This window comes from Pontibacter sp. BAB1700, assembly GCF_000277005.1.
Classification (GTDB): domain Bacteria; phylum Bacteroidota; class Bacteroidia; order Cytophagales; family Hymenobacteraceae; genus Pontibacter; species Pontibacter lucknowensis.
In genome coordinates this window covers 43076-59605 of the sequence record NZ_AKIS01000022.1, presented here as the reverse complement: position 1 = coordinate 59605, position 16530 = coordinate 43076, and the positions used below count along the sequence as shown (strand labels likewise).

Annotated in this window: 15 protein-coding genes and 1 pseudogene; 8 read left to right on the top strand and 8 right to left on the bottom strand. The window is 50.1% G+C overall.

The genetic code is table 11. The features are described 5' to 3' along the window. Positions 1–187: pseudogene (locus O71_RS03510) on the bottom strand (hypothetical protein); the annotation flags it as partial. A gap of 173 nt (positions 188–360) precedes the next feature. Between O71_RS03510 and O71_RS03505 the strand changes: the two are divergent. Further along, the gene (locus O71_RS03505) at positions 361–1551 is read left to right on the top strand and encodes a proline dehydrogenase family protein (RefSeq protein WP_007653266.1); all 1191 of its coding nucleotides are present in this window, start codon (positions 361–363) and stop codon (positions 1549–1551) included. Positions 1552–1719: 168 nt separating this feature from the next. Here the strand turns inward: O71_RS03505 and O71_RS03500 are convergent, their stop codons facing one another. Further along, positions 1720–1959, bottom strand: coding sequence for a hypothetical protein (locus O71_RS03500; RefSeq protein ID WP_051017693.1), 240 nt, complete (start codon positions 1957–1959; stop codon positions 1720–1722). A 99-nt stretch (positions 1960–2058) separates the two neighbouring features. Here O71_RS03500 and O71_RS03495 point away from each other — a divergent pair, with 99 nt between their 5' ends. The 5 genes from O71_RS03495 (at position 2059) to O71_RS03475 (ending at position 6163) form a co-directional block, all read left to right on the top strand. Next, positions 2059–2631, top strand: a complete 573-nt coding sequence (locus O71_RS03495) for an RNA polymerase sigma factor (protein WP_040573537.1) — start codon at positions 2059–2061, stop codon at positions 2629–2631. Between the two features lie 52 nt (positions 2632–2683). Further along, complete coding sequence (locus O71_RS03490) at positions 2684–3781, top strand: serine protease (RefSeq protein WP_007653263.1); 1098 nt, start codon at positions 2684–2686, stop codon at positions 3779–3781. 249 nt (positions 3782–4030) lie between these two features. After that, a complete protein-coding gene (locus O71_RS03485) occupies positions 4031–4627 on the top strand; it encodes a fasciclin domain-containing protein (RefSeq protein WP_040573545.1) in 597 nt (198 codons plus the stop codon). Positions 4628–4834: 207 nt separating this feature from the next. Further along, positions 4835–5371 (top strand): hypothetical protein, encoded by a 537-nt coding sequence (locus tag O71_RS03480; protein ID WP_007653261.1) that lies wholly within the window; start codon positions 4835–4837, stop codon positions 5369–5371. Positions 5372–5578: 207 nt separating this feature from the next. Then, positions 5579–6163 carry a DUF4142 domain-containing protein gene (locus O71_RS03475; protein WP_007653258.1) on the top strand — a complete coding sequence of 195 codons (585 nt, stop codon included), beginning with the start codon at positions 5579–5581 and terminating at the stop codon, positions 6161–6163. Between the two features lie 44 nt (positions 6164–6207). Here O71_RS03475 and O71_RS03470 read toward each other — a convergent pair whose 3' ends face one another. Next, positions 6208–6771 (bottom strand): arylesterase, encoded by a 564-nt coding sequence (locus tag O71_RS03470; RefSeq protein ID WP_007653256.1) that lies wholly within the window; start codon positions 6769–6771, stop codon positions 6208–6210. 331 nt (positions 6772–7102) lie between these two features. Between O71_RS03470 and O71_RS03465 the strand changes: the two genes are divergently transcribed. Together O71_RS03465 and ggt are read left to right on the top strand one after the other, a co-directional pair. Continuing rightward, complete coding sequence (locus O71_RS03465; protein ID WP_040573535.1) at positions 7103–9214, top strand: carboxy terminal-processing peptidase; 2112 nt, start codon at positions 7103–7105, stop codon at positions 9212–9214. Positions 9215–9305: 91 nt separating this feature from the next. After that, entirely contained in the window at positions 9306–11144 is a 1839-nt protein-coding gene (gene ggt / locus O71_RS03460; protein WP_007653253.1) for a gamma-glutamyltransferase, read from the top strand. Here the strand turns inward: ggt and O71_RS03455 are convergent. The 5 genes from O71_RS03455 to O71_RS03435 form a co-directional block, all read right to left on the bottom strand. After that, positions 11119–11505 carry a hypothetical protein gene (locus O71_RS03455; protein WP_007653251.1) on the bottom strand — a complete coding sequence of 129 codons (387 nt, stop codon included), beginning with the start codon at positions 11503–11505 and terminating at the stop codon, positions 11119–11121. The genes ggt and O71_RS03455 overlap by 26 nt on opposite strands. 153 nt (positions 11506–11658) lie before the next feature. Further along, complete coding sequence (locus O71_RS03450) at positions 11659–12234, bottom strand: T9SS type A sorting domain-containing protein (protein WP_007653249.1); 576 nt, start codon at positions 12232–12234, stop codon at positions 11659–11661. 35 nt (positions 12235–12269) lie between these two features. Next, on the bottom strand, positions 12270–13625 hold the full coding sequence (locus O71_RS03445) for an endonuclease/exonuclease/phosphatase family protein (RefSeq protein ID WP_155800472.1): 1356 nt from the start codon (positions 13623–13625) through the stop codon (positions 12270–12272). Positions 13626–13702: 77 nt separating this feature from the next. Further along, positions 13703–15061: a choice-of-anchor J domain-containing protein gene (locus tag O71_RS03440; protein WP_155800470.1), complete on the bottom strand. Its 1359-nt coding sequence runs from the start codon at positions 15059–15061 to the stop codon at positions 13703–13705. Between the two features lie 181 nt (positions 15062–15242). Continuing rightward, positions 15243–16403 (bottom strand): PLP-dependent aspartate aminotransferase family protein, encoded by a 1161-nt coding sequence (locus tag O71_RS03435; RefSeq protein ID WP_007653248.1) that lies wholly within the window; start codon positions 16401–16403, stop codon positions 15243–15245. Between the last annotated feature and the right edge of the window lie 127 nt (positions 16404–16530).

Genomic DNA, 16530 nt, shown 5'->3' with positions numbered 1-16530 from the left:
GATGCTCAGACGTCGTAGCTTMCATGATACCGGCCCGGAACAGGTGCACATTCAGCTTTTTCAGAGCCTCCGCCGTTTCCATCACCTGCTGTTCACTCTCAGCGCTGCAAGGTCCGGCAATGACCAGCGGTCTGCCCCGCCCGGCCAGCAAATCTGAGAAATATGTGTCTTTATTCTTGAAGTTCATGCGTGTCAATTGTCCATACAAAGGTACGACAATTACAACAGTTATGCAGCGGATCTAGTTTAAGGGTGTACTTGCACTGAAAAACAGTACAAAAATATCCCTTAAGTACCAGGTGTCCATAGTGTATAACTATAACGCATACACTATCTTTGCGCCGATTAACATGCTATTACATGAACCCGGTTACCAACGTTTCTTTCGACGATACAGCTGTCGCTTTTTCATCCAAGTCTGACGCTGAACTTTATAAAATGTACCTGCTGTTCAAGTCCATGAACAGCAACAAATTTGTTAAACTGGGTGGCAATCTGCTGAACACGGCTATTAAGCTACATTTGCCGGTTAAGTTTATCATCAAACCGACTATTTTCAATCACTTCTGCGGTGGCGAAACGATAGAGGAATCGGAGCGCGCCATCCGTGAGCTGGCCAAATATAATATCGGTACCATCCTGGACTATTCGGTAGAGGGTGAAGGCGTAGACAGAAGTTTTGATGAAACACGCGATGAGATCCTGCGCACGGTAGAGCGGGCACGGGGCAATAAGCACATCCCATTCTCGGTTTTTAAAGTAACCGGCCTGATGCGTACCGACCTATTAGAGAAAGTGCAGGCAGGCGAAAAGATGACGGCTGATGAGCAAGCGGCTTTTGAGCGTGGCCGCCAGCGTGTAAATGATATCTGCAAGCGTTGCTACGAAGCGGATGTGCGTGTGTTTGTGGACGCTGAGGAAAGCTGGTTCCAGGAAACGATCGACAACCTGGCCTATGAAATGATGGAACTCTACAACAAGAAGAAGGCTATCGTTTACAATACCTACCAACTTTACCGTCACGATCGCCTCGACGTACTGGTACGCGATTACGAAAACGCCGTAGCCAAAGACTATATACTGGGTGCAAAGCCTGTGCGTGGTGCCTACATGGAAAAAGAGCGTAAGCGTGCCGAAGAGCAAGGATACCCGAGCCCAATCAACCCGACTAAAGAGGCTTCTGACAAATTATACAACGACGGTCTTCGCTTCTGCATTGACCACATCGACCGCATTTCGCTTTGCGCTGGTACGCACAACGAAGACAGCTGCTACCTGCTCATGGAGCTGATGGATGATAAAGGTATAGCCCCGAATGATGAGCGTGTGTTCTTTGCCCAGCTTTTCGGTATGAGCGATAACCTGTCGTACAACCTGGCCAATGCGGGCTACAACGTAGCCAAGTACGTGCCTTACGGTCCGGTAGAGTCGGTGATGCCTTACCTGCTGCGTCGCGCCAACGAGAACACAGCCATTGCCGGCCAGAGCAGCCGTGAGTTCGGCCTGATCAGCAAAGAAATGGAGCGCCGCAAAACGGTGAAGCGTTTCTAAGCTAGACCGGGTGCTTTTGCTCGAAGTGGTCGGCTTATAAATGGTATGTTGCCATACCCCGAACTGTGTTGAGTCTGAACAGCCATAAAAATAAGAAGGCCCTGCATTGCTGCAGGGCCTTCTTATGTGTTTAGAACTATAAGGTATACTCTGTAGTTCTGCTATTAATTACTGTACAGTTACAGTAGTGTCAGCTTCAACTTCAACAGTAGTGTCAGCTTCAACTTCTTCAGTAACAACTTCTTCAGTCTCAACAACCTCAGTTTCTACAGCTTCAGTTTCAGTTGCAGTTTCTTCAGTGTTGCATGCTGTGAAAGCTACCAGGGCGAACGCTACGAAAGCGAATTTGAACAAATTTTTCATTTTGTGTTTGTGATTAAGTGTTTTGGTTTCGAATTTGAACTTCATACCGGAAACCCGGATAGGTAACCCGGTATTTTTTATTTTTTTAAAATATTTTTTTGTTGGGTTACAAAAAGCGGCCTGGCGTATTAAAAATAGAACGGCATGAGGAAGAGTTTGTACGAGACGGATGAGGCGATCATGGAGGGGATTCGGAATGACGATGACCGCGCACTCGCACATCTTTATAAGCTGCACTTCCCGATGATATCGCACTTCATCATTAGTAACAGTGGAACTGATGATGAGGCAAAAGACATTTACCAGGAAGGCGTAATTGTCTTCTACGAGAAGATAAAGGGAAACAGCCTGGAGCTTAGCTGCCAGATCAAGACCTACCTCTACTCCGTGTGCCGCAGGCTGTGGCTGAAGCGCCTGGCCGAAAAGGGCCGCTACGCCAACCGGATTGAGGACTCTGAGAATTACCTGAGCCTGGAAGAGGATGTGCCGCAGCACGAAGAGAATGAGCGACAGTTCAGTATGATGGCCGAGGCGTTGGAGCAGCTCGGTGAGCCTTGCCGCACTTTACTGGAGGACTTTTACATCCGGTCACAGGGCATGCAGGATATTGTAGAGAAGTTTGGCTACACGAACACCGATACAGCCAAAAACCAGAAGTACAAGTGCTTGCAACGCCTTAAAAAACTGTTTTTTACCTCCTATAAACCAGAGGCATAGGATAGACCAGAATGAATTTTAGCACCTTATAAGAAGGTATTTTTATAAAACCATGTTTGACTACCGCATATACGAGCAAATAGAGCGCTACCTGGCCGGCACCATGCCTGCTGAGGAGAAAGCTGCCTTTGAGGCGCTGTTGCTCTCCGACCTGCGGCTTGCCGACCAGGTACAGGAGCACCGACAAGTATTGCAGGCAATGCAGCAGTACGGCCAGCGCCAGCAATTGCGCCATAAGCTTAGCACCATTCACACAGATATGGAAGCTGCTGAGCAGGGCATTACCAGTGAACTCACTGCCTGGAAAGTTTTCTTTAAGAAGCATGCCCAGACCATGGCGGTTGCCGCCAGCGTTTCTCTGTTGTCAGTATTTGGTACGCTTTGGAGTGTACAGCAAATAAAAGAACCTGTACAGCAGCAGACCGCCCGCTACATTGAACTTCGTCGTGAAGTAGAGAAGATCAAAAAAGAACAGCGTGCCATCATCAATGGTATTGCCAGCGCGGACGCGACAACTCCAGCCCCACGTACAGCCCGCTTCAGTGGCACTGGTTTCGCTATCAGCCCGGATGGATATATCGTTACCAGCTCACACGTTATCCAGGGTGCTGACTCTATCCTGATCGAGAACAAGGCTGGCCTTAAGTTTAAGGTAACCGAAGTGCACCGCAACTCAGATTATGACCTGTCGATTCTGAAAGTAGAGGATCCGGCCTTTGCTGGTTTCAGCAAGCTACCTTATACCTTCAAAACAGCTTCTTCTGATTTGGGTGAGCGCGTCTATACGCTTGGCTTCCCGCGTGAAGACATTGTGTTTGGCGAGGGTTCGCTGAGCTCAGCCTCCGGCTTCGAGGGCGATACCACTTCCTATCAGATCTCTATACCGCTCAACCCAGGTAACAGTGGCGGACCGCTGCTCGATGACAAAGGCAACATCATTGGAGTGATCAATGGCAAGCAGGCAGGTCAGGAAGGTGCCGCTTTCGCTGTCAAATCATCCTACCTGCTTCAGATGGTGAACGAAATGAAAGAGCGTGAAGCCGGCCTGGCAGTTAGTCTACCACAGCAAAATAACCTGAATGGCACTTCCCGCACACAGCAACTCAAGAAACTTCAGGACTATATCTTCGTCGTAAAAGTTTATAATTAAGACACATTAGTATTGTTTTATTACAATACCAAGAAGGACTATCTGCAACTCACACGCAGATAGTCCTTCTTTTTTATAACTTTTTTAAAAAGATACAGTTAAATAAACAATGTACAGCCCGACCAAAGGGGTACAATTTGTTAAATCGTGAACTATAAAAAAATAACTATGAAAATGCGAATGCTAAAACCTTTTGCTGCTGTTTTTGCGACAGGCTTTTTATTTAGCTGCGCCAGCAGTAATGATACAATGGACACAACCGCCATGGACGAGACAACAACCATGAGCGAAACTACAACCATGGCCGGTAATGATGCCACCATGGATACAGAAGTAACTACTGATGCCACTACCGGTACTACAAACATGGAGGCCTCCGCTACTATGGATGCCAATGCCGAAACCAGCTCGATGGCTATACTTGATGCAGCCAGAACCAGAAGCGACATTTCTACATTTATGGAACTGGTACAGTCTGCCAATATTTCAAGAGCTTTTGAGCAGGAAGGTGAGTTCACCATCTTCGCTCCGAACAACGAAGCATTTGAGCAACTCCCTGCTGGTCAGTTAGAGTACCTGAAAAAACCTGAGAACAGAAATGAATTGATCCAGATTTTGCAGGCCCACATTATTGCGGGTAAGGTAACTACCGCTCAACTGGAAACAAACCAACGTATTCAGGTAGGCCAGGACGACTACATCGAGATAGGTACAGCCGGTGCCAACCCGAATGCCTTTACCATTGGCGGAGCCAACATCGTAGAGTCTAACATTGAAGCAAACAACGGTGTGATTCACGTAGTTGACCGTGTACTTGTAACTGCTGACCGTGTATCAGAAGAATAATTAACACTATAATATACAAATAAGAAAGCCTTCCAACACGGAAGGCTTTCTTATTTGTAAGCACTTAAAATTATCTCAATTATACTTATCTATGTGAAGCATGGCCCTATTCCGTAACCATAGAGTTGAGCAGCCGTTACTATAAACTAGTCTGCAAAAAGAGCAGGCATTCATTATCATACTAATATAAACTAAATAAAATAAGCTATGAACAGACAAGACAACGCGAACATGATGACAGCTATGTTCCGGGACCGTGACAGCGCAGAACGCGCTTATGAAGAACTACGCGCACGCGGTTATGACAAGGATGATATCAATGTGGTGATGTCGGACGAGGGTCGTAAGCGTCACTTCAGTGATGACGTGGACCGTGATGGAGACACCGAACTGGGAAATAAATCACTGGAGGGCGCCGGAGCCGGATCAGCAATCGGTGGTACACTTGGTGCTATTGTAGGTGCTGTGGCAGCCATTGGTACTTCAGTGGCTATACCTGGCCTGGGTCTGGTTGTGGCTGGTCCGTTGGCGGCTGGTCTGGCCGGTGCCGGAGCGGGCGGTCTGACAGGTGGCCTGCTGGGTGCGCTGGTAGGCGCCGGTATACCTGAAGAACGCGCCAAGGTATATGAAGAAGGCGTGAAGGAAGGTAATATCGTGTTGGGCTTTAACCCACGTTCGCCAGAAGACGCACGCTACTTCGAGGATCACTTCCAGAAGAACCGCGGAGAGCATATTTATTACTAAGGTTTTATACCTTACATAAAACATTACATAAAACAAAGGCTTGGCTTTTCCCTTGTGGCGAAGTCGAGCCTTTGTTTTTCTATACCTTTTCCTGCTATGCACTTTCGCCTGCAAATGCCTTGCTGCGGAATAATCTGAACATACACGCACTGTTTTTCCGTATGCCCTTAAAAACATGTAGAAATAACAAAAAGCAAAAATAAGACTATGAAAAACCTATGGATGGCAGCCACCCTCACATTGGGCGCGCTCGCCTTTGCATCCTGTAGCTCTGACACACAGGAAACAGACACCACCGCAAACGTAGACACGGAACTGAATACAACTGCCGCAGCCGACACCACCCTGAACGAAGACAAGAGGGAGTTTATGAGCAAGGCACACAGCATCAGCACACAACAGGTGGAGCTGGGCAAACTGGCAGCTGAAAGAGGTGTGACTACGCAGGTGCGTGAGTATGGGCAGCAAATGGTAGACCTCTATTCTAAGAAACTGGAAGAGTTACAGGATATGTCCAGGCAGTACAGCACAACACCGCCTCAGCAAATGGAAGAAGACCATGCAGGACGTGTGCAGGAGCTGCGTGACAAAAACACCGATGAGTTTGACCAGTCCTACTGGGATACCGTAGTGGACGCGCATAAAGATGCCCTCAGTGAATTTGAAGATAATGTGAAAGACATTGAGGAAACGGACAATACAACCTTCAACCTGTGGGCCCGCAATACCACAAAAGAGATCCGGGCACAAATGGAAAATGCCATGCGTTTCAGGCAGGATTATAAAAACTAAGTTAACAGAGAGACAGGCGGCGCAGCATGCATCGCCTGTTTTGTTTAAATATTTTGCTTAATGATACCCTCCAGTACTGTCCAGGTATGGCGGGCCAGTATTTTTTGGCCCTCTGCATTGGGATGCACGCCATCCGGCAGATTAAGATGCCGCATACCGGCCACGCCTTCCAGTAAGAAAGGGACAAAGGTCACATTATTCCTGATAGCCAATTCTCTGAAAAGCTTTCTGAACTCAGCTGCGTAGCGCCCTGGCACAATGTCAGGAAACTCCATACCTGACAAAATAATCTGCGCATCCGGATGTTTGTGCTTTACCTTGTCAATGATCTGCTGCAAATTTTGAGAGGTTTCCCGGGCAGGTATACCCCGCAGTCCGTCATTAGCACCAAGAGCCAGCACAAAAATATCGATTGGAGCAGCCAGCCAGCGATCGAGCCGGTACAGGCCACTGGAAGTGGTGTCGCCGCTGATGCCCGCATTGATCACTGTATAGTCATCATACCCTTCTTCTTTCAGCTTTTCCTGTATCAGAGACGGGTAGGCCTGTGCCGTGGGCAACCCGTATCCCGCTGTCAGGCTGTCTCCGAAAAAAAGAATTGTCTTCATAGTCATTTAATCTTGGCTATACCTGCATCCGCACGTGCTCCCCTGGTTATCAAGGCCGTATGAATGCGACTGCAACCCTTACGTTCCAGATACAATTTTCCGGGCCTGGGCATGCTCCGGAAACGAAAAAAAAGAGATAACAGTTATATAAAGAAGTGAGGCTTTCCGTAAAACAAGAAGGTGGTCTCCTTGTTTTATCATAAGCTGAAGCGCTGCTTTGCGATAAAGCTATATTTATACTACATTAGGACTCGCCTTAAAGAATTGCTCGTGGCCTCATCTACGGCACTACTTTTGCGTAGAGAATATGTGGTCCAACAAACTAAATTAGATGCTATCCTTGACAACCAGATTAAAAATATTTCTTTCTGTACTGGCCGTGATCTTACTCACGGGTTCTTTTATCCTGTACAGCAAAAACAGTACACCTGCCGGTAAAAACGAAATTCTGATCAAAGCCCTGATGCAGGGTTTGAGCACCATGCACTATAAGCCGGAGAAGGTAGACGATAATTTTTCTAAAAAAGCCTTTAAGCTATACCTGGATCGTCTGGACTTCAACAAGAAGTTCCTGCTCGAGTCAGATGTGGCTATGCTGCGCCAGTACGAAACCCAGTTGGATGACCAGTTGCGTGCCGGCTCTTTTGAGTTCTTTGATATTTCGGCTGACCTGATCGAGAAGCGCACCAAAGAGTCTGAGGCCTTCTACAAAGAGATTCTGGCCAAGCCATTTGACTTTTCAAAGGAGGAGAGCATTGAACTGGATGGTAAAAAGCTAAAATATGCCAAAGACAAAAACGAGCTGAAAGAAGCCTGGAGAAAGCAGCTGAAGTACCAGACACTAGTGCGCCTGGCTGAAATGCAGAAGCAACAGGAAAAAGCCACGGCTAGCACTGACAGCAAAGAAACCCGCAAAACGCCGGAGCAATTGGAAGCTGAAGCCCGAGACAAAGTGATGACAGCTTACAACGAGCTTTACAAACGATTGGCGCAGGTTACGCGCGACGATCGCCGCTCCACTTATATCAATGCGGTGGCCAACGTATACGATCCGCATACAGGCTACTTCCCTCCGAAAGCTAAAAAAGATTTTGATATTGAGTTTACCGGCCGACTGGAAGGTATAGGCGCCTCTTTGCAAGAAAAAGACGGTCAGATAAAAGTACTTGAAATCGTACCGGGAAGCCCTTCTTACATGCAAGGCGACCTGAAGCCGGGCGACGCGATCCAGAAAGTAGCGCAAGGCAGCGGTGATCCGGTATTGGTAGAAGGTATGCGCCTGGACGACGCGATCCAGTTGATCCGTGGTAAGAAAGGAACTGAAGTACGCCTGACCGTACGCAAGCCGGATGGTAGCACACGTATTATCCCAATTGTGCGTGACGTGATCGTGTTTGAAGAGACTTATGCGCAGAGTGCTATGATCGATGACAAGCAGAAGATTGGCTATATCAAGCTTCCTGGCTTCTATGCTGACTTTGAGCGTAATGGTGGCCGTAACAGTGGTGCCGACGTGAAGGCTGAAATCGAGAAATTGAAAGCAGCAGGTATGCAAGGCCTCGTACTGGACCTGCGTAACAACGGTGGTGGCTCCCTGGCAGATGCCGTTGAGATGGCAGGTTTGTTCATTGAGCAGGGCCCGATCGTACAGGTTCGTACCTCTTCTGGCAAGACTGTCGTACTGGATGACCGTGACCCGGAAGTACAGTATACTGGTCCGCTGGTGATCATGGTGAACTCTAACAGTGCTTCGGCTTCTGAAATTCTGGCAGCAGCCATGCAGGACTACAAGCGTGCTGTTATCGTAGGTACACCTACTTTTGGTAAAGGTACTGTACAGCAGTTCGTGGAAATTGACGAAGCCCTGCCATCACAGTTTGACCCGTACAAGCCTTTCGGTGCGCTGAAGCTGACGATCCAGAAGTTCTACCGCATCAACGGTGGTACTACGCAGCTGCGTGGTGTAACGCCTGACGTTATTCTGCCAGACGCTTACAGCTACCTTGAGTTTGGTGAGAAAGAGCAGGATTATGCGCTTCCGTTTGACGAAATTTCTCCGGCACGTTATAAGCCATGGACCCGCACTAAGCTAAACATACCGGCCATACAGTCGAACAGCAAGAGCCGTGTTGCAGGAAACGAGAGCTTCAAAGTAATTCAGCAGAGCGGCGAAAGACTGAAAAAACAGTCTGATATCACAACCCGGTCACTGAGCATGAAGAAGTACATGGAAGAAGAGAAAAAGAGCGAAGCTGCAAACAAACAGTTAGAAGAAGCTCAGAAAAATGTTCCGGTGCTGAACGTGTCACGTTTGAAAACAGATCTGCAGGCTATCTCAGGTGACACTGCCAAGATGGCCCGTAACAAAGACTTCCTGAAGTCGCTGCAGAAGGACGTGTATGTAGAAGAATCCGTAGCGATCATTAAAAATGACTTGAAGTAATTGCCTTCAATTGGTAATAAGGAGAAAGCCGGCTATGCAGATAGCCGGCTTTTTTTTATTTTGCATCTTCGCCTCAACTAGAACAATATTCATGAAACACCTCAACCTGCTTCAAGGCTTCCGAACGAAGCGTTATACCCTTACATGTTTTACAGCAGTCCTTCTCTCCTTTTCGGCTTGCGCCCCCCGTCCTCAAACTCAGTCTGAGGCCGCTAAGCAAGGCGTAGTTGCTGACAAAGCCATGGTGGTTTCCGCTCACCCGGACGCCTCTAACATCGGTTTAGAGATACTGCGCAAAGGCGGCAATGCCTATGACGCAGCCATCGCCACACAGTTTGCCCTGGCCGTTTGCTATCCGGTTGCCGGCAACATCGGTGGAGGTGGCTTTCTGGTATACCGCCATCATACTGGCGAAACCGGAGCACTCGACTTCAGGGAGAAAGCTCCCGCAGCTGCTCACCGCGATATGTACCTGGACTCACTGGGCAATGTGATACCTGACCTGAGCTTGATGGGCCACCTGGCAGCAGGTGTACCTGGCTCTGTAGATGGCATGATCAAGCTGCACGAAAAGCTTGGTTCGATGTCATTTGCCGAACTGGTGCAGCCTTCGATTGACCTGGCTCGTCGCGGCGTGGTGCTCACTGAACGTGAGGCACGCATGCTGAACAATGCCCGGGAGCGGATGATCAGGTATAACAAGCACACTCCCTACCTCACCCGTGCACAGGCCTGGCAGGCCGGTGACACCCTCTTTCACCTCGACCTGGCCCGCACCCTGGAGCGCATCCGTGACAAAGGTCGTGAGGGCTTCTACGCTGGTGAAACGGCTGACCTGATCGTAAAAGAAATGCAGCGCGGCGGCGGACTGGTTTCACACCAAGACCTGCGTGACTATAATGCCGTATGGCGTACGCCTATTACAGGGCAGTACAAGAACCTGAAAGTCACTTCCATGTCGCCCCCTTCGAGCGGAGGTATAGCCCTTATGCAGCTGTTGACCATGGTAGAGCCTTACGACCTGAAAGATTACGGCTGGCAGCAGCCTCTGACCATACAGGTGATGACCGAAGCCAAGCGTCGGGTATACGCAGACCGTGCCACCTATCTTGGCGATCCGGATTTTTATAAAGTGCCCAGCAGCGGCCTGTTAGATCGTAGCTACCTGCAGGAGCGCATGCAGAACGTGAGTATGGAGCGTGCCACACCTTCGTCAGAGGTGAAAGCTGGCGACTTACCGGTTTATGAATCAGATCAAACTACCCATTTCAGCATTGTCGATCAGTTTGGCAACGCCGCTTCCATAACTACAACCATCAACGGTGGCTATGGATCCATGGTGGTGGTAGAAGGTGCTGGTTTCCTGCTCAACAACGAAATGGACGACTTCAGCGCAAAACCTGGTGTCCCGAATATGTTTGGCCTGATCGGAGGTGAAGCAAACTCTGTGCAACCCGGCAAACGTATGCTTAGCGCCATGACACCGACCATACTGGAAAAAGACGGCAAACTCTTCATGGTCGTAGGCACTCCGGGTGGCTCAACCATCATCACCTCTGTTTTCCAAACGATCCTGAACGTAGTGGAGCACGGTATGACCATGCAGGAAGCCGTGGCTGCTCCCCGCTTCCATCATCAGTGGCTGCCTGACGAGATACAACATGAACCGGATGCCATCTCTCCTGAGGTAAGGGCTGTGCTTGAGAGCAAGGGCTATAAGCTGAAGCAAAGAGGCAAGTACGGCGCCGTGGAAGGTATACTAGTGCTGCCAAACGGCAAGTTGGAAGGTGGTGCCGACCTCGTGGTGACGACACAGCCGTTGGTTTTTAACAGGCATAGCATCATACAAAAAGAGCCCACAGATATAGCATCTGCGGGCTCTTTCTTTTCATACAAGGTATACCTTAGCTATTCTTGCGCTTCTCGATGAAGCCCCCAATGTAGGTGGCCATTGCGGCTATACCTGTGGTACTCATGAGCCCAAAGATCAGTTTGCGTCGATTTAAGGTGGCAGGGTCAAATTTCGTTTCTGTCTCCACATCCGGCACGGCAGCTTGCAGGAACGAACGCAGCGTTTGGACCAGCAAGAGACCGGTAATCCCCACTGCTACGTGCGCCATTTTTTGGTCACCTTTCTCCAGGTTTTTGCTCAGCAGCAGCAGTCCGCTTCCGGCTATTGCAGGTATAAGTGCTGTCTTTGGACGTTTCTCGTTCATAAAATAGCTACTCAGGCCAGAGCCAATAAGGGTAGCAGCATGCACATTGTTTATAATTTGCGGTTTGTCTGTCATAGTCATTTCTTTTGGTTCGTCTACTTCATACCGATTGCTTCACGGCTGGGTTATACCTGTATGAACGACTTCACCTGTAGAACTGCTATATCTGCACACAAAAAAGCGGCCTGCCGCATGACGGTAGGCCGCTTCCTAGTAAAGTAAATTCGCTTAGTTTCTCACCAGTTTGGCCTGGTATACCTTGCCTTGTACCAACACCTGCACATAGTACATACCATTGCGCAGGCCGGCTACCTTCTCGTTCAGCTGCTGCTGCACGCTGCTCAGGTTACCGCCCAGTTCGTACATTTTGGTGCCGTTGGCAGAGCGCAGCTCCAGCGTCATCTCTTCCAGCACCGATACTTCGGCCGGCAACGAGATGTTCACCACAGCGCCCTGTGTCGGGTTCGGATACAGACGGAAGGCCAGCTCCTGGCCATTGGCTATACCTACCGGGAAGTCGTTGTCGCGGATGGCGAGCGTGAAGCTGCGGGCGGCGGCTGCCATACCCAGGTCCGTTGTCACATTGTTGATGTAGAACGACACCTGCTCGGTTGGCTCTGTCAGCTTGTCGTCTGCTATACTTACCTCGAACGAAGCAGTTGAAGCGTAGGCAGGCACCTCCACGGCGATTACGTTGCTGGCGGCCACCGGGGCGGTCGTGTAATCAACGGCAGTGGCGGTTGCGCCGTCTTTCACCGTCAGGTATACGGTATGAGCCTTTGGCTGCGCGGCCGAGATGTTCATGGTCACAGTGACAGGTGCATCGCCCTCTGTGGCAGTCAGGGTTGGTGCTGAGAAAGCAACCGCTGGCGTAGCCCGAAGCTGAAGCGGGCTGAAACCGGCACGTGGTCCGACGTAGTATTTCTGTAGTTCGGAATCAGGCTCAGCAGCTGGTTCTCAATCGCAATCGACTCCTCAATGTATTCATCCACCAAAGACTTCGATACGATGATGTGGTCCAGGAAGCTCTGGAAAGAGCCCGAGGCATAGGTGTAACCACCGGCTACGCTCAGGTCGTAGGTCAGGGCTTTATAGTTGCTGTCGAGCACAAACGAGTTCAGGGAAGAAGGCAGGTTGTTCACCACCGAGATGTCTACATCCTCGTTCATGTCGCCCAGCATCACCAGGTTCACGTTCGGGTACTGTGCTGCCAGGCTGTCCTTCAATACCTGCACGTCGTACTTGCGCTGGTTGTAAGGCGTCACGTTGTTGCCGGAGTTGGCACGGGTATGGAGGTTCACCACATAGATTTGCTGTGTCACGCCGTTTACGGTGGCTTCCAATTCTACCAGCAATGGCAAGCGGCCACTGGCCCAGAAGCTGGTCTGCGCTGCAGGGTAGTCAGGTAACGTAGCTGTACCGGCCAGCACGTCCTGATACAGTTTGTGGAGCAGCACTTTCTGGCTCTTCACTTTTACTACATCTTTCTTGTAAGCGACATAAAGCTTCTGTGGCACCAGATTGCGGCTTGGGTCCCAGGAGTAGGAATGCACATCAGAGCGAACAAAATCATAAGCAGGGAGTTCTGCCATCAGGCTAACCATGGCAGCATCGTTCGCAATTTCCTGGAAGGCAATGATGTCAGCGTCCAGTGTTTGAAGGGCTTTTTTAGCATTGGCGAACTGTAGTTCCTCGTTATCCGGACCAAGTTCTTGGCCTCTGTCGTCTTTGTCAGCGCCAAACCACTCCAGGTTCCAGGACACGATATCCAGCGTGCTGCTCTTTGGCAGGGAGGTGCCAGTCAGGACTCCTTTCACTACGGTGAAGTCGCCGCTCGAGTAAGTCAGCTGGCCAGTGGAGCGCAGCTTGGTGCTGCCTGGCTTGTAGCGTACGTACACTTGATTCGTGGCGCCTGTCTCAGCAGCAGTGTAAAAGAGAGAGGAAGCGTAGGTCTGGCCGTTCTTGGAAAGCTCGAAATCGGTTCCTACAGACAGGGTCATGCCTGCCGGGTAGCCCAGTGCTGAGAAATTGAAGGTATAGGGAGCTGATGCGTTCGGTACTTCCACCAGACCGAAATCAACGCTGAACTCGTTGGCTACCAGCAGTTGGTCTACGTTCTCAACGGCAAAGTCGTCCAGCGTCCAACGAGCGGCATTCAGGTCCACACCGGAGGTATAGACGAAGGCTACATGCACCGCAGTGCCTTTGTAGGCCGTCAGGTTCTCGATGGATTGTTTCCAAACGTCAGAAGCGGCAGCCGGGAAGTCGCCATTCAGCTCGGTCCAGGTGGCAGTGCTGGTGCGCTGGTGCCATCGTAGTTTGTCGACACCATCAGTTTCAGACCAGGGCCCTGGAAGGCGGTTCTGGTCCAGAAGGAAAGGGCGGCAATGTTAAAGGCAGACAAATCCAGTGCAGGCGAAATCAGCCAGTCCTCGTTGTCGCGGGCACTGCCGGCAAAGCCGTTAATCTGCACACCGTTGTTGCGTCCGCTGGTTTCAGTTTCTCTACCGAAAGTCGTGCAGCCCCATACCTGGTCGCCGGTTACGCTGTAGGCCTTCCAGCCACCTGGCAGTGCGGTACCGCAGTTGTTGAAGTTCTGTACATACGGGCTAACCGCATTGGCTGACAGCTCAGTTACAGCCGTGGCTATACCTGTACCGCTATGCGCAATTGTGCCAGTCAAGGCTCCTAAAATAGTTGGCGTCACGCGTACAAACACGGTTGGGTTGGCAGCCATCTCCTCAGCAGAGAAAGAGATGCTGGCAGCGAAACCAGATGTAGCTTGCTTGGAGACCATAAAGCCACCAGTAGCCGATAGTTGTACGTTGCCGGTGATGTTGGCGCTGGCCAAGGTATAGGAAGAAACGTTTGGCTGGTTCAACACCACATCGCCAAAAGCCAGTGATGCCGGAGCCAGCACGATGGGGTTCTTGCTGTCGCTCAGGCTGCTCACTTCGATATTGTCTACGGCAAAGCTCGGTCTGGAACCGCCGCCGCTTATTTGGCGGGATGCCCAGCGCAGCTGCACCACTTCCTGGTTTTCAGCCGCCTCTGGTAGGGTTATAGTAAAAGTCTCTAATTTTTGTGGCGCTGTGTTACCACTCGTAGTCCACTTTTCTGTGCTGTTCTGGTACGCAGTGCCGTCCAGGTTGATAAAATCGCCGCTTGTACCAACGCGGTACTGCAGCACCACTTCGTTGATACGTGTGTTGCTACCGCCATCATACGGATTGCGCAGCGTCATCATCTCAAACGACACTTTCACGGCCTGTTTTTGCTGGGTGCTGATGGCGAACGCCAGGCTCAGGTCAACCGACCCACTGTTCAGAAAGCCTATTTTGCCATTGTAGTTATGAACGGCGCCGTTGGTAGTAGTGGATGTGCTACCTCCCAGCATAGCTCTGTCTGCAGTTGCCGGAGTCGTTCTGAAGTTCGCGCCAGGACTAGTAGACAATAACCATCCCTGCCATCCGTCAGGATAAGCAGTGGACGCATGCTCCAGGCTGGAGAAGTCCTGCGAGTAAGGCAGCGACTGTGGCTGCGGATTGGTCTGCGCTAATGCATCGCCGCCGGCCAAAAAGGCACAGCAGGCCAGCACAAAAGCAGACGCCTTGTGTAAATGTTTAAACATAGATATAAGAGAGATTTGATTGGTGTCGTGTGAGACGCACGAAAGTTTAGTGCACTGTCATGCAATGGGATACGGGCACAGAGAGGCGCTTGAAAATCCATCGATTGCAAAGGTAAGCAGACGTTTTCAATCCAATGTTACCAAATCATCAATATTATTTCAAGTGTATATTATAACTTGGCTATACCTTGACTAAAGCCTGTTCAATATCCTTGATCAGGTAGTCAGCATCTTCCAGTCCAATATAAAAGCGCACCAGGTTAAAATCGAGTTTGCCTTTGTAATTCGAGCCTTTATCATAGTAAGCAGCCGCCGGGTAAATCAGGGACTCATGTCCGCCCCAGGAAGCAGCCATGAGGAAATGCTTCAAGCTGTTGCAGAAGTTTTCAACCTTCCCAATATCATTTGTTTTAAGCGCAATTGTAAACTGGCCTGTGTTATTGCGCAACTGCTTTTTGGCCAACTCATACTGCGGATTCGATGGGTGGAAAGGATAATAGATCTTTTCGACCTGCTCCTGCTTTTCAATCCAGGCTACCACTTTTCGTGTAGTTTCGGCGACCCGCTCCATACGCACAGGAAGCGTCCGCAGGCCGCGCAGGAGTAGCCAGGCATCGTGCGGTGAAAGTATGGCTCCCAGCGTCATAAACTCCCGCTCAAATATCTTGTTGATCATGCCACGGCTGCCGCAGATCACGCCCCCCATAGTGTCGGAGTGCCCCCCGATATACTTAGTGCAGGAGTGTACGACCAGGTCCACTCCCATAGCAAGCGGATTTTGATTGAGCGACGAGGCAAAGCTATTATCGATAATGGTGCTGCAGCCATGCGCTTTGGCAAGTGCTGCAACAGCCGCTATATCCTGCAGCTCAAAGGTGAAGGAGTTGGGACTTTCCAAATACAGCAGCCTCGTGTTGGGACGCATAGCCTTTCGGTAGTTCTCTGTGTCTTTGCCATCCACCATGGTCACCTCTACCCCAAAACGAGGCAAAAAACGGTTCATCAGCACGTTGGTCCAGCCGTAGGGTTTCTCGATGCACACCACATGGTCACCTGCCTTGAGTTGGGAGAGCACCGCAGCTGAAACGGCCGCTATTCCACTCCCAAACGCAATGGCATGCTCCGCTCCTTCCAGTGCCGCCATCTTTTTCTCGAACATGGTCACAGTGGGGTTATTGCCACGGGTATAGAGGTAAGACTCTGCCTCGTTCAGGAGCATGCGTCGCATATCATCAACCGTTTTGCTGGCAAAATTGCTTGTCTGCAGGATGGGTGGCGCCACTGCATTGTAATACAATTCCCGGTCTTCCCCCAATTCGTTCAGGATATAAGATAGCTCCATGGTACAAAGATTTGGTCCCCCTCTTGTACTCTTATTTTGAGCTCCGGGTTATTGCTGCGACCTCTCACAAATTCCTGAATTTAAAAGGCTTACCTTAAGCCATATTATACCTGAAAATGCTGCTTTT